Source organism: Mesorhizobium sophorae (assembly GCF_002270415.1).
In the GTDB taxonomy this organism is placed as follows: Bacteria; Pseudomonadota; Alphaproteobacteria; order Rhizobiales; family Rhizobiaceae; genus Mesorhizobium; species Mesorhizobium sophorae.
On the sequence record NZ_NNRI01000008.1, the window covers coordinates 176,418 to 200,463 of the forward strand.

The following is a 24,046-nucleotide window of genomic DNA, read 5'->3' on the forward strand; positions in this document are numbered from 1 at the left end:
GATGCACATGGTTTCTGAGCACATGGTTTCTGCTCGGCGGCTAACGGCGCCGGCCTCCGGTCAGGGCGCGGCCGAGCTTGGCGACCTGCCGGAATGGAACCTTGCCGATCTCTATGCCGGCATGGAGGCGCCGGAACTGAAGCGCGACATCGCCAAGGCCGCAGCCGACGCGATCAGCTTCGAGACCCGCTGGAAGGGTACGCTGGCCGCCGAGGCCGAGCGTGGCAGCGCCGGCAGGCTGGGCGAGGCGCTTGTCGCCTACGAGGCCCTGGAGGAACTGATTGGCCGCATCGTCTCCTATGCCGGGCTGGTCTATGCCGGAAACACCGCCGACCCGCAGCGCGCCAAGCTCTATGGCGACATCCAGGAGAAGATGACCGACGCCAGCGCGCACCTTCTGTTCTTCGCGCTCGAACTCAACCTGATCGATGACGGCGCGATCGAAGGCGCGCTTGCCGGCGATCCCACGTTCGGCCACTACCGGCCCTGGGTTCTCGATCTGCGCAAGGACAAGCCCTACCAGCTCGAGGACCGCGTCGAGCAGCTTTTCCATGAGAAATCGATCACCGGACGCGGTGCCTGGAACCGGTTGTTCGACGAGACGATGACCGACCTTCGCTTCGATATAGACGGCGAGGAATTGACGCTCGAGCCGGCGCTGAACCGCTTGCAGGAAGCCGACGGCGACGTGCGCCGGCAGGCGTCCGAGGCGCTGGCAGCGGCCTTCCGCAAGAATTTGCGCACCTTCACGCTGATCACCAACACACTGACCAAGGACAAGGAGATTTCCGACCGCTGGCGCGGCTTCGAGGACATCGCCGATTCACGCCACCTCGCTAACCGCGTCGAGCGCGGTGTGGTCGATGCCCTGGCATCCGCCGTTCGCGACGCCTATCCGCGCCTGTCGCACCGTTATTACCAGATGAAGGCGCGCTGGCTGGGCATGGAGGTGATGAACCACTGGGACCGCAACGCACCGTTGCCGGATACGCCGCAGGCGATCATCGGCTGGGACGAGGCCAGGAACACCGTGCTCTCCGCCTATCAGCGCTTTTCGCCCGACATGGCGGAAATCGCGCGAACCTTCTTCGACCGCAACTGGATCGACGCGCCGGTGCGTCCGGGCAAGTCGCCCGGCGCCTTCGCGCATCCGACCGTGCCGTCGGCGCATCCCTATGTCCTGCTCAACTACATGGGCAAGCCGCGCGATGTGATGACGCTTGCGCATGAGCTTGGCCACGGCGTGCATCAGGTGCTGGCCAGCGGCCAGGGTGCGCTGATGGCCTCGACGCCGCTGACGCTGGCCGAGACGGCATCCGTCTTCGGCGAGATGCTGACCTTCCGCTCGCTGCTCGACCAGACCACCGACAGGCGCGAGCGCAAGGCCATGCTCGCCCAGAAGGTCGAGGACATGATCAACACGGTCGTGCGCCAGATCGCCTTCTACGAATTCGAACGCAAGGTGCATGCCGAGCGCAGGAATGGCGAACTGACCTCCGACAGGCTCGGCCAGTTCTGGCTCGAAGTGCAGGCCGAAAGCCTCGGGCCTGCGATCAAGTTGCGCGAAGGCTACGAGGTGTTCTGGACCTACATTCCGCACTTCATCCATTCGCCCTTCTACGTCTATGCCTATGCTTTCGGCGACTGCCTGGTGAACTCGCTCTACGCGGTCTACCAGAATGCCGAGCGCGGCTTCCAGGACAAGTATTTCGAAATGCTGCGCGCCGGCGGCACCAAGCATCATTCCGAACTCCTGGCGCCCTTCGGCCTTGATGCCACCGATCCCGCCTTCTGGCAGATCGGGCTTGGCGTCATCAGTGGCCTGATCGACGAGCTGGAAACACTCGACGCTTGAACGCGCCCGTAGGTCTCATCTGCTCGCAAAACAGTCTAGCCGGGATGCATATTGGGACGGCTTATTCTTGGCCCAAATATCCGTTCTTGAAGTACTCTCCATGGAAGTTTTCCGATAGCTTTCCACAAGCCCTATGATAGCCTTCCTTCCAAGCTCAGCCGGAGCGCATGGGGATCGGCGAGGGAAAGTCTCAGCCGGCCGCGGCGCCTTGGCGAACGCGACAACGGCCGTTGGCCATGGCAGGCAAAGCCGATCGCCGACAGCTCCAACCGAAGCCGGCTGTTCTGCGAACCGCGGAACCACCATCGACTAGTCCTTTCGCCGAAGGTCATGAACCCATGCCACGGCAGACGGACCTGATTGGAGAGAGACAATGGGCACTTTTTTCTACATGCTCCTGGCGTTCCTGGTAGGCGTGTTGGTGGGCTGGTTCCTCTGGGGACGCCTGCGCGGTGAACTCGACAGCTTGCGCGGCGACCTCGACCGCACGCGCAGCGAGCGCGACAGGCTGCGCGCCGACAACGACCGCTTGACCGGTGAGCTCGATGCATGCGGCAAGACCCGCACCGACCTTGAGCGCCGGCTGCGCGAAGCGCAGGCAACGCCAGCTGCAGGAACTGGCGCCGCAAAGGCCGCGAGCCCGGCGCCGGCTGCCCTGATGTCGACGCCAGCCGCGGCCAAATCGGTGCCGGCAGCGGCCAAACCGGCGCCAAAGAAGCCCGCGGCGGCCAAGGCAGCGCTCGGCGCCACCAAGTCCAGCGCGCCGAAGTCCAGCGCATCCAAAGCCAGCGCCCCAAAGCCAAGTGCCGCGCCAAAAGCGGCAGCGCCGGCAAAAGCCACGGCGGCCCAGCCAGCAGCAGCCAAGCCGGCAGCGGGCAAGCCCGACAATCTGCGCCGGCTGATCGGCATCGGCCCGGTCAACGAGAAGCTGCTCAAGGCACAAGGTGTCACCAGCTTCGCCCAGATCGCCGCCTGGACAGCCGCCGATATCAAGCGGATCGAGGATGTCATGAACTTCGACGGCCGCATCGCGCGCGAACGCTGGATCGAACAGGCCAAGCTGCTTGCCGCCGGCGACGAGACGGAATTCGCCAAGCAGTTTCCAACAGCGGGAACCGCAAGCAACACCTGATCGGCGAGAGCAGGATTATGACAAACGGCGGTGCCCAAGGCGCCGCCGTTTGTTTTTGGCCGCAATATCGACCCAGAGGTTGACCCCGGAGGTCGGCCCAGAAGGTCGGCTTTGAGTGCCAGAGTGCCGTTCCCTCGATTGCGCGCGAGCGGCCCCCGTTATAGAGCGGTCGACGGCTTCATTGAGCGCAGCATCCGAGTCCCATGTCCCTGCCCGCCGCAATTTTCCGCAACGACGAAAGCGCGCGCCAGCTCGTCTTCGACCGGCCGGCCGACATCATCGTGGCGCATGAGGCAAAGGATTTCCTGCCGGCCCTGGCGGCGGCGCAGGCCGCGCACGACGCCGGCAAATGGTTGGCCGGCTATTTTTCCTATGAAGCGGGTTATCTGCTCGAACCGAAGCTGGTTCCCTTGCTGCCGAAAGGGCGCCGCGCTCCACTCGTGTGCCTTGGGGTTTTCGATGCGCCGGTCGAAGAGGCGGTGCCGCCCCGCAACGCAGCCGCGACCAATGGCCCGATCTTCGACGCGCGGGCGACATGGTCGCTCGATGATTACGAGAAGCGGTTCTCGCGGCTGCACCAGCACATCAGGCAAGGCGACTGCTACCAGGGCAACCTGACCTTTCCCATTCATGCCCAATGGTCGGGCGACCCGCTCGCCGCCTTCGATGCGCTGACCGAACGCCAGCCGGTGAAATATGGCGCGCTGGTCTCGCTCGGTGATCCCATCGTGCTGTCGCGTTCGCCCGAACTGTTCTTCGAGATCGACGCCGCAGGCACGATCGAGACGCATCCCATGAAGGGCACCGCACCGCGCGGCGCCACCAAGGCCGAGGACGAGCGGCAGAAGATTTTCCTGCGCAACGACGAGAAGAACCAGGCCGAAAACCGGATGATCGTCGATCTCCTGCGCAACGATATCTCGCTGATCAGCGAGGTCGGCACGCTGGACGTGCCGGCATTGTTCCGCATCGAGACCTATCCGACAGTCCACCAGATGGTGAGCGACGTCAGGGCAAAACTGCTGCCGGGTCTCAGCATCCGCCAGGTGTTCGCGGCGCTGTTTCCGTGCGGCTCGATCACCGGCGCGCCAAAAATCCGTGCCATGGAAATCCTGCACGATCTGGAAGGCACGCCGCGCGACGCCTATTGCGGCGCCATCGGCTGGATCGCGCCGGGTGGCACGATGCGCTTTTCCGTGGCGATCCGCACCATCTCGCTCTTTTCCGGCGGCGAGGCCGTCTACAGTGTCGGCGGCGGCGTCGTTTTCGATTCGACGGCAGAGGAGGAGTATCAGGAGTGTCTGCTGAAAGCGCGATTCGCGACGGGAACACTGCCGACTTCCAGCTGATCGAGACCATGCGCTGGGAACCCGGCTCGGGCTTCCTGCGCTTCGATCGCCACCTTGCCCGCCTCTACGGCTCGGCAGCGGAGCTCGGCTTTGCCTGCGACCCGCAGAGGATCGACGAGGTGCTGGGCAATGCGGTTAGCGGATCCGGCATCGCGCTGCGCACCCGCTTGGCTTTGTCGCGCGACGGCGAAGCGACCGCCTCGGCACAGCCCTATGAACCGCTCGCCGCCGACAAGGTCTGGACACTGCGGCTGGCGCGCACAAGGCTTGATTCGCACGACACGCTGCTGCGCCACAAGACCAGCCGGCGCCAGCTCTACAGCCACGCCCGCTCCGAATATCTCATCACCCAGGCCGACGAGGTGCTGCTGGCCAATGAGCGCGGCGAGATCTGCGAAGGAACCATCACCAACCTATTCGCCGATCTAGGCGATGGCATGCTGGCGACGCCGCGGCTCGACTGCGGCTTGCTGCCTGGCGTACTGCGCGCCGAGCTTCTGGATGAAGGCCGCGCCCGCGAAGCGATCTACAGCTACGGCGATCTGCAGTCGGCCAAGGCGATCTTTGTCGGCAATTCGCTACGCGGGTTGATTCCCGCAAAGCTCGCATGACCGGGAGAATGCTATGTTCGTCGTTTCGCTGAACTACAAGGTGCCGCTGACCGAGATCGACCGCTTGCAGGCGGCCCATATCGAATGGCTTAAGGCCTGCTATGCGGAGGGCATCTTCGTCGCCTCCGGACCAAAGAAACCGAGAACCGGCGGCATCATCATCGCGCAATGCCCGCGCGAAGTGCTCGACGCAAGGCTGGCAGCGGATCCCTTCGCCATGTGCAACGCAGCCGACTATGAGGTCACCGAATTCCTGGCGCGGATGACCACCGCCGGCCTGGACGATTTCAGGGAAGCATGAGCTTGGCCGAGGCGCTGCCCACCCACACGCCCTATGACGGCTCGTCGAAACTCTTCAGCATCGGCCTGAAGCCGCTCGATCCGCCAGACTGGATCGAGGTCGACGACCTTCTGCTGCCGTATCTCGCCGAAAAGCGCCGGCTCTATGCCGAGATCCCCGAGCGGGTTTTCGTCGAGGAGGACGGCACGCGGGACGCCCAGCAGGAAGTGCTGGAATTGCTCGGCACGCATCTGCCGGACAGATTTCCCGACACCTATCGGCGCACCGACGCAGGCGTCGAAATCGTGGGCACGGAGAGCCATTTCACCATCCCTTCCGGCCTCGATGGCGCACCGCTCGTCGCCGCCTCGCTGTTGGTCCAGGAAGACCTGATCCTGATGCGCCGCAACGACAGCGGCTGGCGGCTCGTCGCCGGCTCTTTGTGCTTCCCCTCATCCTGGCTGCTGGTCGAGAAGTTCGGCCGGCCGCTGCAGGACATCCACGCGCCGGTGCCGGGCTTCGGTCCGGGTACCCGCCCAGCCGAGCTGATCAACCGCATGTTCGACGGCCTCCAGGGCCAGGCAGTCGAGCGCTTCAACTGGTCGATCCAGGCCGACAATGCGCTCTATCATCCGCTGTCCAATGTCGAGCGCATCGACCGCGCCACCAACCGGCCGACACGCTTCCCCGATGGTGACGTCAGGGCGCACGCCTTCATCCGCGTGGAGCGTCAGACGTTGCGCAAGCTGCCGTCCTCGCGCGACATCCTGTTCACCATCCGCATCCACCTCGACCCGCTCGCCGTGCTGGATCGGCACCCGGACCGGGCGACGCTCGCACTGTCCTTTGCCGCCCAGCTCGAAGCGCTCGATCTCGACCAGCTCGACTACAAGGGCCTGACATCGGACCGCGACCGGCTGATCGAACGATTGAAGACAATGGCCGGCTGAAGCCGGCTACAGGCTGCCCGCCAGAAAATCAACGAACGCCCTTGCCCTGACGCTGGCCTTGCGTCCGGCCGGAAACAGCGCCCACAATTCAACGGGCGGCAGCGCCCAGTCGACCAGGATCGGCCGAACCGCACCGCTGCGCAGTTCCGCGTCGAACATCCATTCGGAGCCGACCGTGAAGCCGATGCCGGCAAGTACAGCCTCACGTATCCCTTCGGCGGAAGTCACGCGCAGCCGCCCTTGGCCGGCAAGCGAAACCTCTTCGGCGCCTCGCCGGAATGTCCAGCGATTGGAAGTGCCTGCTCGGACGAAAAGGATCGCCTCGTGCCGCGACAGCTCATCGGGCGCGATGGGTTCGCCCTCGCGTGCCAGGTAGGAGGGCGCCGCCACCACGAGGCGACGACAGGTGGCGATCTTGCGCCCGATTTGAGCGGGGGCGAAGCTTTCACCCAGTCGCAGCATGACATCCACCCCTTCCTCGACGAGGTCGACGTTCCTGTCGTCCATCGCCACCTCGACGTCGAGCCTCGGGTGAGCGTCCAGGAAGGCTTTCAGCCTCGGAACGACATGCAGGCGGCCGAAGGTTACCGACGTACCGATGCGCAGCAACCCGGTAAGCGCCGCCGCAGTGCCACGCGCCGCGTTCTCTGCTTCGTCGGCCTCGTCGACCGCACGCTTGGCGCCTTCATAGAAGCTGAGGCCCGCATCGGTCGGCGAGAGACCTCGGGTGGTGCGCGACAGCAGGCGAACGCCGAGCCGTTCCTCGAGCTGCGCGATGGCCTTCGAGACGGCAGGCTGCCCGACGCGCAAATGCCGCGCGGCCGCCGAGAACGAGCCGGTTTCGATGACCCTTATGAAGGTGTTCATCACCATGAGCCTGTCCATCTATTCCACCTTGGAATTAGTTATATGGCATTACTCACTCTACCTGACCCATCCAGGAATGGCCAATTGGTCGATTGTCAAATCCATCCATCCATTCGGAGAACCAAAATGGGCAAGCTCAACAACAAGGTCGCCATCGTCACCGGCGCCGCGCGAGGCATCGGTGCGGGCATCGCCAAACGGCTGGCGGCGGAAGGCGCTGCCGTCGTCGTTAACTACGCCTCCAGCCGTGAGGCTGCAGAACGCACGGTCAAGGAGATCGTCGCCGCCGGTGGCAAGGCGACTGCGGTTCGGGGTGACGTGGCCGAGGCTGCCGAAGTCGAGAAGATGTTCGAGGCCGCCGAGATCGCATTTGGCAAGCCAAGCATTCTGATCAACAACGCCGCGACCGCCAGCTTCGGCACGTTCGAGGAAGCCAGTGAGGCGGATTATCGGCGGCTCTTCGACACCAACGTACTGGGCACGATCCTGACCACAAAGGCTGCCATGCGCCACTTCCCCGAGACCGGCGGCAGCATCGTCAACATCGGCACGATCTCGAGCTGGAACCCGGTGCCAAACACCAGCCTCTATTCGGCCAGCAAAGCGGCGATCGATACGCTGACGCTTAGCCTGTCGAGAGAACTCGGAGCCCGCAACATCCGTGTCAACATCGTGGCGCCTGGCTATACCCATACCGAAATGACCGAAGGTATGGTCGGCACCGATTTCGGCAATATGCTGATCGCTGGCGTGCCCCTTGGCCAGCGCTTCGGCAAGCCGGACGACATCGCCCCGACCGTGGCCTTCCTCGCCTCGGACGAGGCGGCGTGGCTGACCGGCGAACGCATCAACGCGTCCGGCGGCGCTCGCTGATACGACGCCGGCTCAACATCGGCCATCGGGCAGGCCATGGCCTCCCGGTGGCATCGCCGAGCACTTCCACAGCGGCGTTCCCAGGCGTTTCGCTGCTTTTCCCTTTATTGTGACAATGATCTATGGTTTGTCGCGCCGCGGCCAAGCGGCTGTTCCGGAGTGTTTTTTGAGGAGTGCTCGATAAAATGGCGAATGAAAACTGGCCCGTTTATGGTGAGATCACCGGCCCCGTGGTGATGATCGGCTTCGGCTCGATCGGACGGGGGACGCTGCCGCTCATCGAACGCCATTTCACGTTCGACAAGTCGCGCATGACGGTCCTCGACCCACGCGACACCGACCGCAAGCTGCTCGACGAGCGCGGCATCGCTTTCGTCCAGGACGCGGTGACCGAGAAGAACTACAAGAAGCTTTTGACGCCGCTCCTGACCAATGGCGGTGGCCAGGGCTTTTGCATCAACCTGTCAGTCGATACCGGCTCGGTGGACCTGATGCGGCTCTGCCGCAAGCTCGGCGTGCTTTACATCGACACCGTCGTCGAGCCATGGCTCGGCTTCTATTTCGATGCCCAGGCCGACAATGCCAGCCGCACCAACTATGCGCTGCGCGAAGCGATGATCAAGGAAAAGCATGACAAGCCCGGCGGCGCGACGGCGGTCTCCACCTGCGGCGCCAATCCCGGCATGGTCTCGTGGTTCGTCAAGCAGGCGCTGGTCAACCTCGCTACCGATCTTGGCCTCGAGTTTTCTGAGCCTACGCAGGATGACCGCGAGGGCTGGGCCAAGCTGATGAAGAAGGCCGGCGTCAAGGGCATCCACATCGCCGAGCGCGACACCCAGCGCGCCAAGAAGCCGAAGCCGATGGCTGTGTTCTGGAACACATGGTCGGTCGAGGGCTTCATTTCCGAGGGCCTGCAGCCTGCCGAGCTCGGCTGGGGCACGCATGAGACGTGGATGCCGAAGAACGCCAAGAAGCACAAGCACGGTTCGAAGGCCGCCATCTACCTGGAGCAGCCCGGCGCCAACACGCGCGTGCGTTCATGGTGCCCGACGCCAGGGCCGCAATACGGCCTCCTTGTCACGCACAACGAGGCGATCTCGATCGCCGATTTCTTCACCGTGCGCTCCAGGAAGGGCAAGGTTCAATACCGCCCGACCTGCCACTATGCCTATCATCCCTGCAATGACGCGATGCTGTCGCTGGACGAGATGTTCGGCGCCGCCGGCAAGCCTCAGCCGGTGCACCACGTGCTCGATGAGAACGAATTGGTCGATGGTGTCGATGAACTCGGCGTGCTGCTCTACGGCCACGACAAGAATGCCTACTGGTACGGCTCACATCTTTCGCTGGCCGACGCGCGCAAGCTGGCGCCCTATCAGAACGCCACCGGTATGCAGGTCACCTCCGCGGTTCTGGCCGGCATGGTCTGGGCCCTGGAAAACCCTGAAGCCGGCATCGTCGAGGCCGACGAGATGGACTACAAGCGCTGCCTGGAAGTGCAGTCGCAATATCTGGGACCGGTCGAAGGCCACTACACCGACTGGACGCCGCTCGATAACCGGCCCGGCCTGTTCCCGGAAGACCTCGACCGCAGCGACCCGTGGCAATTCCGCAACATCCTCGTCCGATAGCAGCCCCGTCAGCATGCCTCGTTGCCTTGCAATCGCCCGGAAATCAGGCGATTGAAGGGATGCGGACTGAGGAGAGGATTTCTTAAAATGAACATTGCGCGCAAGATTGTTTGGATGAGCGTTGCGGCAGCCACTGTAGTGGGGCTTGCTGGCTGTGCGACCAGCGGCCCGGATGGACCGCCGATGGCGGCTTCGCCGAAAGGCGTCGAAGGCTCCTGGATCGACGCCAAGGGTACCGGCCTTTCGACCTTCGCCAGCGGCACCTTCACGACCGTCGCCACCGACACCGGCCAGAAGCTTGCCGATGGCAGCTACACCATGACCGGCGCCACGTCGGTGCAGATCAACGGCACGTCGCTGATCCGCCAGACCGCGGTCAGCTTCAACTGCCTGATGGTGTCGACAAGCCAGCTCAACTGCACCAGCTCCAGCGGCCAGAACTTCGTGCTGACACGGCGCACCTGAGCCAGCGAGTATTCGCTTCCCCAAGGGGACGGCGGCCATCGGCCGCCGTCCCTTTTTTGTGCCGGCAAAAGTCCCCGGATTTCCGCTTGCGTCATCTGGAACGCGATGGGAACATGGTTCCAAACGCCGACTGTTATGTTCCAGTCAAGCAAGAGCGTTAAACGCCTTTGATCAGCCTTCCGGGAGACGAAGATGAAGAAATTTGCTGCCATTGCCGCCCTCTCCGCCTCGACGCTCGCCCTGTCGTCCGGCGCATCCTTTGCCGACTACACGTTGAACATCCTGCACATCAACGACTGGCACAGCCGCATCGAAGGCAACAACAAATATGAATCGACCTGCTCGGCCGATGAGGAGACCAAGGGCGAGTGCATTGGCGGCGCGGGCCGGCTGATCACCGCGATCGCCCAGGAACGCAAGAAGCTGGAAGGCCAGAACGTGCTGCTGCTCAGCGCCGGCGACAATTTCCAGGGATCGCTGTTCTACACGACCTACAAAGGCAAGGTCGAAGGCGAATTCCTCAACGAGATGAAGTTCGACGCCATGGCGCTCGGCAACCATGAATTCGACGATGGCGAGACGGCGTTGGCGCCGTTCCTCGACATGATCAAGTTCCCGGTGCTCGGCGCCAATGTGAAGGCCAACGCGCAATCCAAGCTCGGCGACCGCGTCAAGCCGTCGATTGTCGTCGAGGTCGGTGGCCAGAAGATCGGCATCATCGGCGCGGTGACCAATGACACCCCGGAACTCGCTTCCCCCGGCCCCAACATCACCATCGAGGACGACGTCAAGTCGATCACCGCCGAGGTCGAGAAGCTGAAGGGCGAAGGCGTCAACAAGATCATCGCCGTGACCCATATCGGCTACAAGCGCGAGCGCGACGTCATCGCCAAGATCCCGGGCATCGACGTGGTCGTCGGCGGCCACAGCCACTCGCTGCTGTCGAACACCGACCCGAAGGCGGAGGGGCCCTACCCGACGATGGTCGACAATCCCGACGGCTACAAGGTGCCGGTCGTGCAGGCGGCGTCCTATTCCAAATATCTCGGCGAATTCAAGGTGGTGTTCGACGACAACGGCGTCGTCAAATCGGCCAGCGGCGACCCGATCTTTCTCGACAAGTCGGTCACTCCCGACCCGGCTGTGCTCGCCCGCATCAAGGAGCTTGGCGCGCCGATCGAGGCGTTGAAAAACAAGGAAGTGGCCGAGACCACCGACGTCATCGACGGCAGCCGCGAGAACTGCCGTACCCGTGAATGCGCGATGGGCAACCTCGTCTCCGACGCCATCCTCGACCGCGTCAAGGGACAGGGCGTCGAGATCGTCATCTCCAATGGCGGCGGCCTGCGTGCCTCGATCGACAAAGGCACCGTCACCATGGGCGAGGTGCTGACCGTGCTGCCGTTCCAGAACACGCTGGCAACCTTCCAGATTTCCGGCAAGGACCTGGTGGCCGGCCTCGAGAACGGTCTCAGCCAGATCGAGGACGGCGCCGGCCGCTTCCCGCAGGTCGCCGGCCTGAAATATTCCTTCGACAAGTCGGTTGCACCCAATGCCGGTCGCGTCAAATCGGTGGAAGTCATGGAAGGCGGCGCCTGGACGCCGATCAATCCGGACAAGGACTATCTCGTCGCCACCAACAACTATGTCCGCCAGGGCGGCGACGGCTACAAGATCTTCGCCGACAAGGCCAAGAACGCCTATGACTACGGTCCGGGCCTCGAACAGGTGGTTGCCGACTATCTCGGCGCGCACCGGCCCTACACGCCAAAGCTCGATGGCCGCATCACGGAGATCGCCGCGACAGTCGCGGCGGCCGAGCCGGCCGAGCCGGCCAAGCCTGCCGAAGCAGCAAAGCCCGCTGAGGCCGCACCGGCCGCGGAACCGGCCAAGCCTGCGGAAGCGGCACCGGCGCCCGCGCCCGCCCCCGAACCGGCAAAGCCGGCAGAGGCCGCGCCGGCCGAAAGCAGCCATGTCATCGTTGCCGGCGACACGTATTGGGATCTGGCAAAGAAGGCCTATGGCGACGCGACCAAATGGAAGCTGATCTATGAGGCCAACAAGGGCCAAAGGCCCCATCGGCTTGCGCTTGGCGCAACCCTGACCATCCCGCCAAAGTAAGGTCGCTGCGCCTCTTTCAACGACGCGCCCGCCCGGGAAGCCGGGCGGGTTTTTCGTTCTCTGCAGAGCAAATCCAGGAAAAGTGCGCAGCGGTTTCCCGGGAAAGGCGCGTAGCGCATTCCCTCAGGGAATCGCGTCAAAAACAAATCCTTAGAGCGGCTCAGCGCTTCTATCTAAGCTGAACCGTTCTAAGGTGCGGCCAGACGCTGCATTGAAAACTGGCGTGGCATCGCTAGTTTCGCGCCGTGACCGGAGACCAGGTATGACCCTATCCAACCCTGCCGATCCCAAAGCCGCAAAGGCCGGCGGCCCGTTGCCCGCCGGGCATCCGTCGGTCAAGGCTGGCAAGATCGGTGTCATGCTGGTCAATCTCGGCACGCCGGACGGCACCGATTTCAAGCCGATGTGGCGCTATCTCCGGGAATTCTTGTCCGATCCACGCGTCATCGAGCTCAACAGGGCGATCTGGTACCCGATCCTCTATGGGCTGGTGCTCACCAGGCGGCCGAAGGCGTCGGGCGCCAACTACGCCCGGATCTGGAACCGGGAGAGGAACGAGTCGCCCTTGCGCACCTACACCCGCGCCCAGGGCGAGAAGCTGGCTGAGGCGTTGCGCGACCTGCCCGATGTCGTCGTCGACTGGGCGATGCGCTACGGCAATCCATCAACCGCGAGCGTCGCCCAGGGGCTGGTCGAAAAGGGTTGCGACCGCATTCTTTCATTCCCGCTCTATCCGCAGTACTCGGCGACCACCACCGCCACCGCCAACGACCAGCTGTTTCGTGCCCTGATGAAGATGCGCCGCGCACCAGCCATCCGTAGCGTGCCGCCTTACTACGATGAACCGGTCTATATCGAAGCGCTGGCGCGTTCGATCGAGAGGCATCTGGCAACGCTGGATTTCGAACCGGAGGTTGTCATTGCTTCCTTTCACGGCATCCCGAAACCGTATTTCGAGAAGGGCGACCCTTATCATTGCCACTGCCAGAAAACGACGCGGCTGTTGCGCGAACAGCTTGGCTGGGATGACAACAAACTGATCATCACCTTCCAGTCGCGCTTCGGCGCGCAGGAATGGCTGCAGCCCTATACCGACAAGACCGTGGAGAAACTGGCCAGGGACGGCGTGAAGTCGATCGCCATCGTCAATCCCGGCTTTTCGGTCGACTGCATCGAGACGCTGGACGAGATCGGCCGCGAGGCGGCCGAGACCTTCCATCACGCCGGCGGCAAGAACTTCGCCCACATACCTTGCCTCAACGACAGCGCCGAGGGAATGGCGGTGATCGAGGCGATGGTGCGGCGCGAGCTGTCCGGCTGGGTCTGACACCGGAACAACACAAGCTCCGGGGCGTTGAGCAGCACCTCCGGAGACTTTGATGCCTCGCAAACTTGACCTCAGAAGCGGCCGGCCCGTCTGGTCCGCCTACCGGGCGCCTGCGGTCCCGACTGCAGCGCTGACCCGTGACGCCAAGGCTGACGTGCTGATCATCGGCATGGGCATCAGCGGCGCCATGACGGCCGAGGCGCTGACGGCGCACGGTCATGCGGTGATCTGCATCGACCGGCGCGGCCCGCTGAAAGGCTCGACGTCCGCGACCACGGCTCTCGTGCAGTTCGAAATCGACCAGCCGCTTTCGGTGCTGTCGAAGATGATCGGCAAGACCTCGGCGGAGCAGGCCTGGCGGCGCTCGCGGCTCGCCGTTTCCAACCTCGCTGCCCGCATTGCCGAACTCGAGATCAACTGCAGCCCGGGCCGCAACCCGTCGCTCTATCTGGCGGGCACTCTCCTTGGCCCGTCGGAACTCCGGGACGAGGCCGAGGCACGAAGACAGGCAGGCATCGCCGCGACCTATCTCACGGCGGCACCGCTGGCGGAGAAATTCGGCATCGACCGCGAAGCCGCCATCCTCAGCCACGGCAACATCGCCCTCGATCCGCGCAAGCTGACGGCCGGGCTGCTGCTGAGCGCCTCGCAGCGCAAGGCACGCTTCTATGCTCCCGTCGAAGCGACGGCGATCGAGGACAGTGCCGACGAGGTGGTCGTGGCAACCAGGGATGGGCCCACCATCACGACACGGCATGTTGTTTTGGCCACCGGCTACGAGTTGGTCGACATGGTGCCGGCGGCGGCCCACCGTATCATCTCGACATGGGCGATCGCGACACGCCCGCAACCGCGAAAGATCTGGCGGCGGGCAGCGTTCATCTGGGAGGCGTCGGACCCATATCTTTACATGCGCGCGACGGCCGATGGCAGGGTCGTCTGTGGTGGCGAGGACGAGGATTTCGTCGAAGAGGCGCGACGCGACGAGTTGATCGCCGACAAGACTGCACGCATCGCCGAAAAACTTGGGCGGCTGTTCCCGCATCTCGACGTCAGGCCGGAATTCGCCTGGACCGGTTCGTTCGGCACCACGACCACCGGCCTGCCCTATATCGGCGCCATTCCCAGGCACCCGCGCATCCATGCCGTGATGGGTTACGGCGGCAACGGCATCACCTTCTCGCAGATCGCTTCCGAGATTGTCTCGGCCTCAGTCAACGGGCAGAGCGACACGGATGCAGAGTTGTTTGCCTTCAACCGTCGATAGCAGACCCACAAACAATCCATCATCACCTGATTGTAACGTTCCTGAAACACACTTAAGTCTTTGGTGAAGCCGGCTGCGCGAGAATGGCTTTCGCGGCCTGCCTCTGAGGGAGAGCCAAATGGATTTCAGTGGTTTCGATATTGCGGTCATTGTTCTGGTCGCGCTTGTCGTGCTGGTGCTGTTCAAAGGCATCAAGACAATTCCGCAAGGCTATAACTATACGGTCGAACGTTTTGGCCGTTACACCAAGACACTGAGTCCAGGCCTCAATCTCATCACGCCTTTCGTCGACCGCATCGGCGCCAAGATGAACATGATGGAGCAGGTGCTCGACGTTCCGAGCCAGGAAATCATCACCCGCGACAACGCCATCGTCGGGGTCGACGGCATCGCCTTCTACCAAATCCTCAATGCGGCGCAGGCCGCCTACCAGGTTGCCGGACTGCAGAACGCCATCCTCAACCTGACAATGACCAACATCCGTACCGTCATGGGCTCGATGGACCTCGACGAGTTGCTGTCGAACCGCGACGCCATCAACGAGCGCCTGCTGCGCGTCGTCGACGAAGCCGCGCATCCGTGGGGCATCAAGATCACCCGCGTCGAGATCAAGGACATCAACCCGCCGGCCAACCTCATCGAATCGATGGGCCGCCAGATGACGGCCGAGCGCAACAAGCGCGCGCAGATCCTCGCCGCCGAAGGCCTCAAGCAGTCGCAGATCCTCGAGGCCGAGGGCCGCAAGGAAGCCGCCTTCCGCGACGCCGAGGCGCGCGAGCGTTCTGCCGAAGCCGAAGCGCGCGCCACGCAGGTGGTGTCGGAAGCGATCTCGAAGGGCGATGTGCAGGCGCTGAACTACTTTGTGGCGCTGAAATACACCGAGGCACTTGGCAGGATCGGCACAGCCACCAACAGCAAGATCGTGCTGATGCCGATGGAAGCCTCGTCGCTGATCGGCACGCTTGGCGGTATCGGCGAGATCGCCAAGGAAGTCTTCCGCAGCGATGGCACGGCCGGCGCGCAAAGGCAGGCCGCACGCCCGCCGGTGGTTCGCCCAAGCGAGAACTGATGGGCATACTCCCATGTTGGACCGCATCATTTCCGAACTCGGCCCGTGGAACTGGATGGTTCTGGGCTTCGTCCTGCTGGTGATGGAAATCATCGCGCCAGGCATCTTCATGCTGTGGATCGGCATCGCCGCCCTGATCATCGGCGCGGTGTCGCTGTTGATCTGGGATGCCGGTTTCTGGACCTGGCAAGTCCAGGTCCTCGCCTTCCTGGCGCTGTCGCTGGTCTCGGCCTATGTCGGCAAGAAGCTGGTCGGTGGTCACGATGATCCGACCGACCAGCCGCTGCTCAACCGGCGCGGCGCGCAGATGGTCGGCAGGATGGCGACGCTTGCCGAACCGATCCGGGACGGGCGTGGCCGCATCAAGCTGGGCGATACGCTGTGGCGTGTCTCCGGCCCGGACCTGCCGGCAGGCACGCAGGTGCGGGTGACGGCTGCGGCCGACACGGATCTGGAACTGACCGTGGAGCGGGTCTGATATCGAAGCATGGGTTTTGGGAGATGCGAGCGTGGCTGGAAAATGTCATCCAGTCGCGATTGTGGCCGCTTCGGTTCTCGCTTTTGTCAGGACGGCATCGTCCCGCGCAACCGCAAACCTGTCACAATACGCATCGAGGTGGTTCTGGCCCCTATCCGCCTCTCCGATAGCGATGAGGACCAAGCCCCACGCGAGGTCCGTTTGCACATAATTTTCCAACGAAAAGCGTCGAAACTCCATCTTCGATCGTCGTTCGAAACTATCAGCAACGTCGTTTAGCGAAGTGATTCCGGACCAGTCCTGTCGCGCCGCATCGAGCACCTTCAAGGCGGCGTGTGCAACTCGATCATCGCGATCATTGCTGTAAAACGAGCACCAGTTAGGGATCCGGCCTGATAAGTCAATGGGGTCGATACAGAGATCAAAGTTTGCCGACTTCGCTGTCCTTTTCCACCGAAAGCTTCCGCCTCTGAAAATTGGAACAAAGTCGACTGAGAGGCCCCAGCAGGCAGAGAAGGTCATCCCTTTCATCGCCTGAAATTTCAGCAGATAACGGATATGACCTGTCGAACTTCCAACCCAGGACAGATCGCCAACTCGTTGAAAATCAGGCGCCAGGCCGCCTTCCAATGCTCCAGCGACGATGTCGCCCAACTCTTTTCCACGTTGCGCCGGACGACTGAAGTCCGGCCGCCGACGAAATCTTTCGATTAGGCTGGAGAACATCTGACCTCGTCAACGGCAATCGTGAGCTAGGGCTTTGCAAGCAATCATTGCCGATCGCGACAGGTCGAATCAAGTCGTCCAGAGCGGCTTGAGTTAGACTAGGCTGCGCCGATACGCAGGAGATCGTGCAGGTGGATGAGGCCCACCGGCCGTCTGCCTTCCACCACCATCAGACTGGTGATGGAAGAATTGTTGATCGTCTGCAGCGCCGTTGCCACCAACGTGTCCGGCGACGCCGTCTTCGGTCCTTTTGTCATCACCTCATCCACCGTCATCGCCAGCAGATTGCCGCCGATGTGACGCCTTATGTCACCGTCGGTGATGATGCCGACCAGCGCGCCGTCGGCGTCGGTGATCGCCACGCAACCAAATCCCTTGCGCGACAGTTCAAGGATAGCATCCTGCATGCCGGTGCCCGTGGCCACCAGCGGCAGCCTGTCGCCGACATGCATGATCTCGTGGATCTGCGTCAGGTTGGCGCCGAGCTGACCACCAGGATGGAAAGTACGGAAATGGTCCGGCGTGAAGCCGCGTGCTTCGAGCAGGGCGATCGCCAGCGCATCGCCCATCACCAGTTGCAACAGCGTCGACGTCGTCGGCGCCAGGCCGTGTGGACAGGCCTCAGGCGCGCGGGGCAGCAGCAGCACCACGTCCGCGGCCCGCGCCAGCGCCGATGTCTCTCCGGCGGTGATGGCGATAAGCGGAATGGAGAAGCGCCTGGAATAGGCGACAATGCCCATCAGTTCCCTGCTCTCACCCGACCACGACATGGCGATGATGGCATCGTCCCTGGCAATCATACCGAGATCGCCGTGATTGGCTTCGGCGGGATGGACGAAAAAGGCCGGTGTGCCGGTCGAGGCCAGCGTCGCCGCGATCTTCGAACCAATATGGCCGCTTTTGCCAACGCCGGTGACGATCAGCCGACCCTCGATCTTCGAGATCATCTCGACGGCCTGGGCGAAAGGCCCAGCCAGTCCGTTCTCGAGTGCCTCGGCAAGGGCCGCGACACCAGCCTGCTCCGTTGCCACCGTTCTCAGTGCCGAAGCGATCGAGGCTTGCCTGTCCAAAGGCTTCTTATTCAGGGATCCCGCATGCATGGCTGATGCGATTAGCGCGTTGCCGCCCGCCTGTCCAACAGAAATGGCCCCACGATGGCTAGGGACAACGACAAGCAGGCAAGCAAAAGGCTTAACGCACGCCGCGTGAAACCCTTTGGAAATCGGTACTTGAGGCCGCTGACGACCTCCAGCCTCAACCCTCCGTTAACCATCCCCATTTACGGTTCGGTAAGTATGGCGCGCGTGCGCCGCGCAAGCAGTGGTGACGATGTCCGGGGGCCAGCCAGAAAAATCAGGAGGACGAAAGGGCAAGGCTGCCTGCGCCTTGCTGCTGGCGACCAGCATGCTTGCTTTGCTGCGCCCGACGGCGCTCCATGCCCAGGAAACGGAGCTGCGCGGCGAGGTTTCCGAAACGGCAATCCTGTCCGACCAGCAGCGCAAGGCGAGACAGCTGGCTCTGGCAGCCCAAGGCCAGCAGGCGCCGGTCAACGCGGCGCAGGACAATGCGCCGGCACGAACCTACCTGCCGGCCAGCGCCGGCGCGGTGCCTGATGACACGGACGCCGGCGCCGCGACCGCGACCGGCAGCGTGTTCGATCCGCCTTCGGCCACCGACGATACCTCCGCCGATGCCGCGGCACCGCCAAAGCCTCGCCGCCGACCATCAACCGCCAGCCAAAATGCAGCGGATCCGGCCAAGGACAAGGCGACCGGCAAGTCGAGGAAGAAAAAGTCGACGACCGCGGCCACGGACGCCACGACCACGGGCGCCACCACCTCTACGACGGACGACGACACCACCGAAACGGATCAGGAGGCGGCCAACCGCCGCGCCGTCACCATCGACAGCGTCGACAGGCAAGAGCTTGACCGCGGCGCCGAACGCACCGCCTCCATCGAAGGCCAGGACAAGAAGGCCGAGGACGATCCGTTTGCCGCCACCGGCGTCAAATGGGGCTCTTTCGTCATTCGGCCGACGATCGAACAGGGCCTGACCGCCACCTCGAACGGCGATGCGAGCAGTGCCGGCACGTCGGCGCTGCTGTCCGAGACGGCGCTGCGCTTTTCCGCCGCCTCCGACTGGCGCGAGAACTCGGCGACGATCGACGGCTACGGCCTTTTCCGCGAGACCGTGTCGGGCTATTCGGTTCATGATGAGCAGGGCCGCATAGAAGGCCAGCTCAACGTCGATCTCGACAACGAGCTGCGCGCCATCGCCAAGCTCGGCTACGAGGCCGTGCCAGAATCGGCCTCCTCGCCGGACGCCATTGCTGGCGTCAACACGCAGCCGCTGCGGCAGACCGTGGACGGCAGCCTCGGCATCGAGAAGGACGTTGGCAAGATGCGCTATGCGTTGACCGGCGCGGTGACGCACGATTTCTATGGCGACGCCGAGCTTTCGGACGGTACCTCATTGTCGCAGAAGGACCGCGACTCCACGCTCTATACGGCAACCCTGCGCACCGGCTACGAGATTTCTCCGGCACTCATCCCCTTCACCGAAATCGAGGTCGGTCGCCGGACCTATGATCAACGCATCGACACCGATGGCTTCGAGCGCTCCTCGACGCGCCTCGGGGGCCGCGCCGGCCTTGAGCTCGACATGGGCGAGAAGCTGTCGGGCGAATTCTCGGCCGGCTGGCTGCGGGAGGCGATCGACGACGATCGGCTCGAAGCGATTTCGGGGGCGACCGTCAACGCCGACCTCAAATGGTCGCCGGAACGCGGCACCACGATCGGCCTGACCGGCGTGACCACCGTCGAGCCCACGACCATCGCCGGGCAAAGCGGCGAAATCCTTTATTCAGGCCGCTTGACGGGCGAGCGGCAGATCCGCGCCAACCTCACCGGAAATGCGGCTCTGGGCCTTGATTGGCGCGATTATGTCGGCGTCGACGGCCATGACAGGACCCTGAGCGCCGAGGCCGGCCTGACATGGTGGCTGAACCGCTATGCCGGCCTCACCACCCGGGTGAGGACCGAAAAGCTGACCAGCAACCTGCCGGGCCGCGACTACACCGCAAACAGCATATTCCTCGGCGTGAAAGTGCAGCGCTGAGCACCGCGCCAAGAAGGGTATGTCGAGATTCAGGTCAGGCCGAGTCGAGAGCGATGGATTCCGAGAACCGGAGCGGAGCGTACGTTTGGGAACGTGAGTACCGGAAGCGCAGGAAACCGTCGCTCGCAGGCCGGCCTCACCTGAATACCGACATAGCCTTAGAAAGCGGCGCCGCGACGCTCTGATGGCTTCAGCTCGTCGAGAAGCGTGCGGATGACGCCGGCCATGTTCTCGTTCATGTCGCTGCGCCACAGCGCGAAGGCGACATTGGCCTCGACGAAGCCTTCCGGCGATCCGCAATCGAAGGTACGGCCCTGATAGTGGTACCCATAGAAGGGCTGCTGCTTTTCCAGCTTCAGCATCGCGTCGGTGAGCTGGATCTCGTTGCCGGCCCCCTTTTCCTGGCCTTCGAGAATCGTGAATATCTCGGGTTGCAGGATATAGCGGCCGTTGATGTAGAGATTGGACGGCGCCGTGCCGGTCTTCGGCTTTTCCACCATCTCGGTGATGCGGAAGCCGTGATGCGTATCCTCGCCGCGGCCAACGATGCCGTATTTATGGGCTTCGGCCGGGTCGCATTCCTGCACCGCGATGATGTTGTTGCCGGTTTCCTGGTAGAGTTCGACCATGTCCTTCATGCAGCTCTTTTCCGACTGCATGATCATGTCGGGCAACAAAAGGGCGAACGGTTCGTCGCCGACCAGCTCGCGCGCGCACCAGACGGCATGGCCAAGGCCGAGCGGCACCTGCTGGCGGGTGAAGCTGGTCTGCCCTGGCGCCGGCTGCAGGCGCTGCAGGCGGGCGAGCTGGTCATCCTTGCCGCGCTGGGCCAGCGTGTCATAGAGCTCGAACTGGACGTCGAAATGGTCCTCGATGACGGCCTTGTTTCGGCCGGTGACGAAGATGAAATGCTCGATACCGGCCTCGCGAGCCTCATCCACCACATATTGGATCACTGGCCGGTCGACGACCGTCAGCATTTCCTTGGGGATGGCCTTGGTGGCCGGGAGAAACCGAGTGCCGAGACCGGCGACCGGGAAGACTGCCTTGCGAACTCTCTTCATGCTTTCAATTATCCATTTGATGGCCTGCTCCGCAATCCCCGTTTCAAGACATTTTCACGCCGGAATTGAGGACTACCGAACAACTGAGGGGAACATTCCCCGGTAAAGCTTTGAGGCGTCTTTTCGTTCCCGGCAGCACCTATGGTAAACTAATTCCTAACCTGGTTCGGCGATGAATGGTCTTTCCTGAGACAGAGAAAGGGGAAAAGATGTCCGTTCGCAGTGCCGCAAAGCGTTTTACCAGCGTCATCGCGGCAGCCAGCCTCTCGCTCGCCCTGCTGATGCCCGGCCCGGCTTTCGCCGATGCCGGTTTCCGGCAGTGGGTCGCCGGCTTCCGCGCCACAGCCGTGCAGAGCGGCGTTTCCGGTGCCCTCTACGACCAGGCCTTCAGGGACATCAGGGATATCGACCCGGTGGTGCTGGAAAAGGCGCGTACGCAGCCTGAATTCACCGCGCCTGCCTGGGACTATTTCGACAACCGCGTCCATGACCAGTCTGTCGCCGTCGGCCAGCAAATGGCCAAGAAGTGGAAGCCATGGCTGGACAGGATCGAGGCGAGGTTCGGCGTCGACCGCTACACCCTGCTCGCCATCTGGTCGATGGAATCGAACTATGGCGAAATCCTCAAGCGCGACGACATCATGCGCAACGTCGTGCGCTCGCTGGCGACCCTGGCCTATGCCGATCCGAAGCGGGCAAAATTCGCCCGCACCCAGTTGATCGCCGCGCTGAAGATCCTGCAGACCGGCGATATCGACGAAAGCCATCTGAGCGGATCCTGGGCCGGCGCCATGGGCCACACCCAGTTCATCCCGACCAGCTATCTGCACTATGCCGTCGACATGGACGGCAACGGCAAGCGCGACATCTGGAATTCGATCCCCGATGCGCTGGCGACGGCGGCCAACCTGTTGAAGAAGAATGGCTGGCAGGCCGGCAAGACCTGGGGCTATGAGGTCACCCTGCCAGCCGGCAAACTTCCTGGCGGCTCGAAGACACTGTCGCAGTGGCAGGCGCTCGGCGTTGCCAGGGCCAACGGCAAGCCGTTCAAGAACGGCTCCGACAAGGCGACGCTGAAAGTGCCGGACGGCCGCGGCGGGCCAGCCTTCCTGATGGTCAAGAATTTCTCGGTCATCAAGGCCTACAACAATGCCGACAAATATGCGCTTGCCGTCGGTCTTCTCGCCGACGAAATCGCCGGCTCCAGCGGTCTCGTGCAGGACTGGAAGCGGCCTTTCACCAAGCTCACTTTCGAGGAAAGGCAGGAGCTGCAGAAGCGGCTTTCCCAGCACGGCCTCTACGACGGCAAATTCGATGGCAAGATCGGCGACGGCTCGAAAACCGCCATCATGGCCTTCCAGGCCAAGGCCGGATTGGCCCAGGACGGCTATCCGAGCATGGAAGTGCTGAAGTGGCTCAGGCAGAAATAGGGCCACCTGCGGTGCCGCGCGGCCTTTCGGACGCGCAAAGGACACTGTAGCAATCTGTATGGTGCAATGACCTTCGAAAGTCGACGCGACTTTTCAAGGCAGTGCGCCACGGGATGGAGGAAACGATTGGCTTCGGCTGCGCGCATCGCAGGGCTTGTTCGTCGCATGCCGGTGCTGATTCTGGCCGTCGTCGTTCTCGCCGTCGGCTTGGCTGGCGCCTTCCATGCGCCGGCCATGGCGCAGGAGCAGCAATACCGCGGCTGGTCGTTGCGCGACTCGTTGCGCGGCCTTTTGTTCCCACGTCGCAGCGAGCGGATCGAGCCGCCGCTGAACATCCAGAAGGCGAAGCCAAAGCCGCGCAAACCCCGCGTCCCGCGTGCGCCGGCCGAGCCGCAAATGCCGATCGCCGAGAAAGTCCCGGATGCCCGTACCGTCCTGGTGGTCGGAGATTTCATGGCGTCCGGGCTTGCCGAAGGCCTCGACACCGCCTTTGCCGAGAACACCGGCATCAGGATCGTGGCTCGCAGCAATGGCTCGTCCGGCTTCGTGCGCGATGATTTCTACAACTGGCCCGAACAGATCAAGGCGCTGATCGAGACCGAGAAACCGGCCGCCGTCGTCGTCATGCTGGGTTCCAACGACCGTCAGCAGATGAAGGTGGGGGATGTGCGCGAGCAGCCCCGGTCCGAGAACTGGACCAAGGAATACGAGCGCCGCACCGATGCGCTCGGCAAGGCCATCGCCGACGCCAAGGTGCCCTTCCTTTGGGTTGGCATGCCGGCCTTCCGGGTGCCGAAGATGACCTCCGACATGTTGGCCTTCAACGACATCTACCATCAGGCCACCGAAAGCCATGGCGGCGAATTCGTCGACGTCTGGGACGGCTTTGTCGACGAGAACGGCGCCTTCGTCACCAGCGGCCCCGACATGAACGGCCAGCCCGTGCGGCTGCGTGCCGACGACGGCATCAACGTCTCGAAGGCCGGCAAGCGCAAGCTCGCCTTCTATACCGAAAAGCCGCTGATGAAGATCCTCGGCCTCGCCGCCCCCGGAAGCGTAACCCCGGCGACCGCACCGACGGGCGCGCCCGTCGAGGCGCCTGGGCCGGCCGCCGCGCCCATCGTCATCGACCGCACCGCGCCGATGCTGCTCAGCGATCCGGCACTCGACGGCGGCTCCGAACTTCTGGGCGCGGCGCCGCAGCCAAAGCCCAATCAGGATCTGCCCGGTGAAAAACTGGTGGTCGAGGGCAAGGCGCCGCAAGCCTCGCCCGGCCGCGCCGATGATTTCTCCTGGCCACCCCGGCCGCAGCCTGCGGCGGCTGTGGCCGCACCCGGCACGACGACGGCGATAAACCCTTAGAAGCTCCCTGAGCCCGTTTCGAAATTCGCTCCCGCGAGCACCGGAAGCGCAGAAAACGCCTCCAGATGG

Annotated in this window: 21 protein-coding genes; 17 read left to right on the top strand and 4 right to left on the bottom strand. The window is 63.3% G+C overall.

The annotated features are described in order from the left end of the window. The first annotated feature begins 22 nt into the window (after positions 1–22). From CGZ66_RS13035 to CGZ66_RS13060, 6 genes are all read left to right on the top strand, one after another. Positions 23–1,855: a M3 family oligoendopeptidase gene (locus CGZ66_RS13035; protein WP_095084558.1), complete on the top strand. Its 1,833-nt coding sequence runs from the start codon at positions 23–25 to the stop codon at positions 1,853–1,855. A 373-nt stretch (positions 1,856–2,228) separates the two neighbouring features. After that, positions 2,229–2,987 (top strand): proton-conducting membrane transporter, encoded by a 759-nt coding sequence (locus CGZ66_RS13040; protein WP_095084559.1) that lies wholly within the window; start codon positions 2,229–2,231, stop codon positions 2,985–2,987. A 203-nt stretch (positions 2,988–3,190) separates the two neighbouring features. Then, positions 3,191–4,336 (top strand): aminodeoxychorismate synthase component I, encoded by a 1,146-nt coding sequence (locus tag CGZ66_RS13045; RefSeq protein ID WP_095084560.1) that lies wholly within the window; start codon positions 3,191–3,193, stop codon positions 4,334–4,336. Then, entirely contained in the window at positions 4,285–4,947 is a 663-nt protein-coding gene (locus CGZ66_RS13050) for an aminotransferase class IV family protein (RefSeq protein WP_095084981.1), read from the top strand. The genes CGZ66_RS13045 and CGZ66_RS13050 overlap by 52 nt, the downstream gene beginning before the upstream one ends. A 13-nt stretch (positions 4,948–4,960) precedes the next feature. Beyond that, positions 4,961–5,248, top strand: coding sequence for a YciI family protein (locus CGZ66_RS13055; protein ID WP_095084561.1), 288 nt, complete (start codon positions 4,961–4,963; stop codon positions 5,246–5,248). After that, entirely contained in the window at positions 5,245–6,177 is a 933-nt protein-coding gene (locus CGZ66_RS13060; RefSeq protein ID WP_095084562.1) for a heme-dependent oxidative N-demethylase family protein, read from the top strand. The genes CGZ66_RS13055 and CGZ66_RS13060 overlap by 4 nt, the downstream gene beginning before the upstream one ends. Positions 6,178–6,183: 6 nt before the next feature. Here CGZ66_RS13060 and CGZ66_RS13065 read toward each other — a convergent pair whose 3' ends face one another. Further along, positions 6,184–7,062 carry a LysR family transcriptional regulator gene (locus CGZ66_RS13065; RefSeq protein WP_095084563.1) on the bottom strand — a complete coding sequence of 293 codons (879 nt, stop codon included), beginning with the start codon at positions 7,060–7,062 and terminating at the stop codon, positions 6,184–6,186. Between the two features lie 108 nt (positions 7,063–7,170). Here CGZ66_RS13065 and CGZ66_RS13070 point away from each other — a divergent pair, with 108 nt between their 5' ends. The 8 genes from CGZ66_RS13070 to CGZ66_RS13105 all read left to right on the top strand — a co-directional run bounded on the left by CGZ66_RS13070 (position 7,171) and on the right by CGZ66_RS13105 (position 16,275). Beyond that, entirely contained in the window at positions 7,171–7,917 is a 747-nt protein-coding gene (locus CGZ66_RS13070; protein ID WP_095084564.1) for an SDR family NAD(P)-dependent oxidoreductase, read from the top strand. Between the two features lie 185 nt (positions 7,918–8,102). Beyond that, complete coding sequence (locus CGZ66_RS13075; protein WP_095084565.1) at positions 8,103–9,548, top strand: homospermidine synthase; 1,446 nt, start codon at positions 8,103–8,105, stop codon at positions 9,546–9,548. Positions 9,549–9,635: 87 nt separating this feature from the next. Continuing rightward, a complete protein-coding gene (gene omp10 / locus CGZ66_RS13080; protein WP_095084566.1) occupies positions 9,636–10,013 on the top strand; it encodes an outer membrane lipoprotein Omp10 in 378 nt (125 codons plus the stop codon). Positions 10,014–10,205: 192 nt separating this feature from the next. Beyond that, on the top strand, positions 10,206–12,134 hold the full coding sequence (locus CGZ66_RS13085; protein ID WP_095084567.1) for a bifunctional metallophosphatase/5'-nucleotidase: 1,929 nt from the start codon (positions 10,206–10,208) through the stop codon (positions 12,132–12,134). 262 nt (positions 12,135–12,396) lie between these two features. Continuing rightward, positions 12,397–13,461 (top strand): ferrochelatase, encoded by a 1,065-nt coding sequence (gene hemH, locus CGZ66_RS13090; RefSeq protein WP_095084568.1) that lies wholly within the window; start codon positions 12,397–12,399, stop codon positions 13,459–13,461. 52 nt (positions 13,462–13,513) lie between these two features. Further along, positions 13,514–14,728, top strand: coding sequence for an NAD(P)/FAD-dependent oxidoreductase (locus tag CGZ66_RS13095; RefSeq protein ID WP_095084569.1), 1,215 nt, complete (start codon positions 13,514–13,516; stop codon positions 14,726–14,728). 118 nt (positions 14,729–14,846) lie between these two features. Further along, positions 14,847–15,797, top strand: a complete 951-nt coding sequence (locus CGZ66_RS13100; protein WP_095084570.1) for an SPFH domain-containing protein — start codon at positions 14,847–14,849, stop codon at positions 15,795–15,797. A gap of 13 nt (positions 15,798–15,810) precedes the next feature. After that, on the top strand, positions 15,811–16,275 hold the full coding sequence (locus CGZ66_RS13105) for an NfeD family protein (protein WP_095084571.1): 465 nt from the start codon (positions 15,811–15,813) through the stop codon (positions 16,273–16,275). Between the two features lie 45 nt (positions 16,276–16,320). On the opposite strand, the gene CGZ66_RS13110 is transcribed toward CGZ66_RS13105, so the two are convergent. Together CGZ66_RS13110 and CGZ66_RS13115 are read right to left on the bottom strand one after the other, a co-directional pair. Beyond that, positions 16,321–16,929, bottom strand: a complete 609-nt coding sequence (locus CGZ66_RS13110) for a hypothetical protein (RefSeq protein ID WP_143748723.1) — start codon at positions 16,927–16,929, stop codon at positions 16,321–16,323. A gap of 170 nt (positions 16,930–17,099) precedes the next feature. Further along, on the bottom strand, positions 17,100–18,101 hold the full coding sequence (locus CGZ66_RS13115; RefSeq protein WP_095084573.1) for a KpsF/GutQ family sugar-phosphate isomerase: 1,002 nt from the start codon (positions 18,099–18,101) through the stop codon (positions 17,100–17,102). Between the two features lie 229 nt (positions 18,102–18,330). Here CGZ66_RS13115 and CGZ66_RS13120 point away from each other — a divergent pair, with 229 nt between their 5' ends. After that, on the top strand, positions 18,331–20,121 hold the full coding sequence (locus CGZ66_RS13120) for an outer membrane beta-barrel protein (RefSeq protein WP_167392100.1): 1,791 nt from the start codon (positions 18,331–18,333) through the stop codon (positions 20,119–20,121). A 158-nt stretch (positions 20,122–20,279) separates the two neighbouring features. Here CGZ66_RS13120 and galU read toward each other — a convergent pair whose 3' ends face one another. Beyond that, positions 20,280–21,185, bottom strand: a complete 906-nt coding sequence (gene galU / locus CGZ66_RS13125) for a UTP--glucose-1-phosphate uridylyltransferase GalU (protein ID WP_095084574.1) — start codon at positions 21,183–21,185, stop codon at positions 20,280–20,282. A 209-nt stretch (positions 21,186–21,394) separates the two neighbouring features. Here galU and CGZ66_RS13130 point away from each other — a divergent pair, with 209 nt between their 5' ends. Then, positions 21,395–22,615 (top strand): lytic murein transglycosylase, encoded by a 1,221-nt coding sequence (locus CGZ66_RS13130; RefSeq protein ID WP_095084983.1) that lies wholly within the window; start codon positions 21,395–21,397, stop codon positions 22,613–22,615. Between the two features lie 126 nt (positions 22,616–22,741). Then, on the top strand, positions 22,742–23,977 hold the full coding sequence (locus tag CGZ66_RS13135) for an SGNH/GDSL hydrolase family protein (RefSeq protein WP_095084575.1): 1,236 nt from the start codon (positions 22,742–22,744) through the stop codon (positions 23,975–23,977). Positions 23,978–24,046: the final 69 nt, after the last annotated feature.

Excerpts from the sequence above, each read along its gene's own strand:
- CGZ66_RS13130 (WP_095084983.1), top strand. The coding sequence starts at position 21,395 with ATGTCCGTTCGCAGTGCCGCAAAGCGTTTTACCAGCGTCATCGCGGCA.
- CGZ66_RS13040 (WP_095084559.1), top strand. The coding sequence starts at position 2,229 with ATGGGCACTTTTTTCTACATGCTCCTGGCGTTCCTGGTAGGCGTGTTG.
- CGZ66_RS13060 (WP_095084562.1), top strand. The coding sequence starts at position 5,245 with ATGAGCTTGGCCGAGGCGCTGCCCACCCACACGCCCTATGACGGCTCG.
- CGZ66_RS13055 (WP_095084561.1), top strand. The coding sequence starts at position 4,961 with ATGTTCGTCGTTTCGCTGAACTACAAGGTGCCGCTGACCGAGATCGAC.
- galU (WP_095084574.1), bottom strand. The coding sequence starts at position 21,185 with ATGAAGAGAGTTCGCAAGGCAGTCTTCCCGGTCGCCGGTCTCGGCACT.
- CGZ66_RS13095 (WP_095084569.1), top strand. The coding sequence starts at position 13,514 with ATGCCTCGCAAACTTGACCTCAGAAGCGGCCGGCCCGTCTGGTCCGCC.
- CGZ66_RS13035 (WP_095084558.1), top strand. The coding sequence starts at position 23 with ATGGTTTCTGCTCGGCGGCTAACGGCGCCGGCCTCCGGTCAGGGCGCG.
- CGZ66_RS13070 (WP_095084564.1), top strand. The coding sequence starts at position 7,171 with ATGGGCAAGCTCAACAACAAGGTCGCCATCGTCACCGGCGCCGCGCGA.
- omp10 (WP_095084566.1), top strand. The coding sequence starts at position 9,636 with ATGAACATTGCGCGCAAGATTGTTTGGATGAGCGTTGCGGCAGCCACT.
- CGZ66_RS13045 (WP_095084560.1), top strand. The coding sequence starts at position 3,191 with ATGTCCCTGCCCGCCGCAATTTTCCGCAACGACGAAAGCGCGCGCCAG.
- CGZ66_RS13085 (WP_095084567.1), top strand. The coding sequence starts at position 10,206 with ATGAAGAAATTTGCTGCCATTGCCGCCCTCTCCGCCTCGACGCTCGCC.
- hemH (WP_095084568.1), top strand. The coding sequence starts at position 12,397 with ATGACCCTATCCAACCCTGCCGATCCCAAAGCCGCAAAGGCCGGCGGC.
- CGZ66_RS13105 (WP_095084571.1), top strand. The coding sequence starts at position 15,811 with ATGTTGGACCGCATCATTTCCGAACTCGGCCCGTGGAACTGGATGGTT.
- CGZ66_RS13065 (WP_095084563.1), bottom strand. The coding sequence starts at position 7,062 with ATGGACAGGCTCATGGTGATGAACACCTTCATAAGGGTCATCGAAACC.
- CGZ66_RS13075 (WP_095084565.1), top strand. The coding sequence starts at position 8,103 with ATGGCGAATGAAAACTGGCCCGTTTATGGTGAGATCACCGGCCCCGTG.
- CGZ66_RS13115 (WP_095084573.1), bottom strand. The coding sequence starts at position 18,101 with ATGCATGCGGGATCCCTGAATAAGAAGCCTTTGGACAGGCAAGCCTCG.
- CGZ66_RS13100 (WP_095084570.1), top strand. The coding sequence starts at position 14,847 with ATGGATTTCAGTGGTTTCGATATTGCGGTCATTGTTCTGGTCGCGCTT.
- CGZ66_RS13120 (WP_167392100.1), top strand. The coding sequence starts at position 18,331 with ATGTCCGGGGGCCAGCCAGAAAAATCAGGAGGACGAAAGGGCAAGGCT.